Source organism: Corallococcus llansteffanensis (assembly GCF_003612055.1).
In the GTDB taxonomy this organism is placed as follows: domain Bacteria; phylum Myxococcota; class Myxococcia; order Myxococcales; family Myxococcaceae; genus Corallococcus; species Corallococcus llansteffanensis.
Genome location: NZ_RAWB01000998.1, coordinates 1 through 1,577, shown reverse-complemented (window position 1 = coordinate 1,577; position 1,577 = coordinate 1). Strand labels below are relative to the sequence as shown.

The 1,577-nt window shown below is 73.0% G+C and carries 1 protein-coding gene and 1 pseudogene; both read left to right on the top strand.

Annotation, left to right across the window (positions count from 1 at the left end; all coding sequences use genetic code 11):
- Window positions 1–517 (top strand): annotated as a pseudogene (locus D7V93_RS42835) (metalloenzyme); the annotation flags it as partial.
- 10 nt (window positions 518–527) lie between these two features.
- The gene (locus D7V93_RS42830) at window positions 528–1,487 is read left to right on the top strand and encodes a gluzincin family metallopeptidase (protein WP_120648658.1); all 960 of its coding nucleotides are present in this window, start codon (window positions 528–530) and stop codon (window positions 1,485–1,487) included.
- Window positions 1,488–1,577: the final 90 nt, after the last annotated feature.

The window sequence follows — 1,577 nt, the reverse complement described above, 5'->3', positions numbered from 1 at the left end:
GCCCCCGCGCGCCGCGCGCAAGGTGCGCCCCTCCGCCGCGAAGCTCGCCTTCGCCGCGGGCGACGAGCCCCTGCGCACCCTGGACGACGCGCGCGCCGACGACGGCCTCACCCACGACATCACCGGCGCGTACGCGCTCGCGCACGGGCTGTCCGTCCCCCAACGCACCCCGGAGGCGGCCGCGGCCCTCTTCTGGCGCATCGCCGAAGGGGCCGACTTCACCTTCTTCGAGCACTACCTCGCCGACGAGGCCGGCCACGCCCAGGACTTCACCGCCGCCAGGGCCGCGCTCGACACCTTCGACGCCTTCCTCCGCGCTGTCGCCGCCACCCGCCCGGACGACGCGCGCGTGCTGGTGTGCAGCGACCACGGCAACGTGGAGGACCTGTCGGTTCGCGGACACACCGTGCACCCCGTGCCCATGCTCTACTTCGGGCCCTCCGCCCCGGAGGTAGCCTCGTTCACCTCCGTCGCGGACGTGGGACGGGCCGTGGTGCGCTGGCTTGGGGCCAACTGAGGGGCTCGGGATGCGGGTGGGTGGTACCGGTACCGGACGATGGAGCGTCGTGCTCGTGGCGCTCGCCCTGCTCTCCGCGTGTGCCTCCGCGCCCCGGCAGCCCATGGCTCCGGAGGCCACCCTGGACCTGCCCGGCGGCGAGTTCCTCTTCGCCCATGCGCCCCAGGACGCGCAGGCCGCCAACATGGTGCGCCGGGCCGTGGCGAACGCCAGCCCCCGCCTGGCCCGCTGGGGCACCTTCCACGAGCCCGTCACGCTGGTCATCCACCCCAACCACGCCGCCCTGGAGCGCGCCGCGAACCGCCGCGGCTACGACTTCCTGCGCGCGTGGGCCCGCTACGAGCAGGTGGAGGTCCAGAGCCCCCGCACCTGGACGCGCTCCGGCGCCTCGCAGAAGCAGGTGGACGAACTGCTGCTGCACGAGCTCACCCACAGCCTCATGTGGCAGGCCTCCGCCTCCGTGTCGGACTGGACGCGCAAGGGCATCCCCCTGTGGTTCAGCGAAGGCATGGCCTCCTACACCGCCGGCCAGGGCTACCGCGTCCCCAGCCTGGAGGACCTCGCCCGCTTCCTCCACGAGTACCCGCAGGCGGATCCACTCGCACGCGCGGAGTCGCTGTACGAGACCGAGAACGCCACGGTGTACGGCGCCGCCCACCACGCCTTCACCTTCCTGATGACCCGCTACGGCGAGGAGCGCATCCGGGGCACCTTCTCCGCCATGCGCCGGGGCCGCGACTTCAACGCGGCCTTCCAGGAGACCATCGGCATTCCCGTGGACGCCTTCCTGCGCGACTTCCGCCGCTACGTGTACCTGCGCGGCTTCAAGGGGGGCCGGCTCAACCCACCCGCCAGCGGACCGCGCGGCGAAGGCCAGGGTCTTCCCCGGATTCCCCTGATCGCACCGTCAACGCCCGCACCTTCGGGCCCCCCGGACACAACTCCGGAGCCTGCAAGCGCGACAAGATGAGGACGCCCGCGATGCGCGGGCCGTCGGAGGCATCCCCCCGTGAGTGATTCCAAGATTCGCCGCCCGACCCAGGCCCCGGCCCCCGCCAAG

What these genes read in the sequence shown, in the direction of transcription:
- D7V93_RS42830 (WP_120648658.1), top strand. Translation starts at nt 528, where the DNA reads ATGCGGGTGGGTGGTACCGGTACCGGACGATGGAGCGTCGTGCTCGTG.